The organism is Parvimonas sp. M20 (assembly GCF_035282425.1).
Lineage (GTDB): Bacteria > Bacillota > Clostridia > Tissierellales > Peptoniphilaceae > Parvimonas.
Genome location: NZ_JAYKBQ010000221.1, coordinates 1 through 256 on the forward strand (window position 1 = coordinate 1; position 256 = coordinate 256).

Genomic DNA, 256 nt, shown 5'->3' on the forward strand with positions numbered 1-256 from the left:
GGTTCGGCGACCCCGAGACGCAGGTCGTGCTGCCGCGGCTCGTCGACCCACTGTCGACGCTGCTCATGGCCGCTGCCTCAGGCACGCTCGAAGACCAGCCGCGTCCCGCGTTCGCCGAGGCCACGGCCGTGACCGTCGTGCTCGCGAGCGAGGGATACCCCGAGGCTCCGATCACGGGTCGCCCGCTCACCGGGCTCGACGAGGCCGAAGAGGTCGACGCCGTGCATATCGCCCACGCCGCGACGGCGCTGCACGA

Annotated in this window: 1 pseudogene; it reads left to right on the top strand. The window is 72.7% G+C overall.

The annotated features are described in order from the left end of the window. Positions 1 to 256: pseudogene (locus VJI93_RS09035) on the top strand (hypothetical protein); the annotation flags it as partial.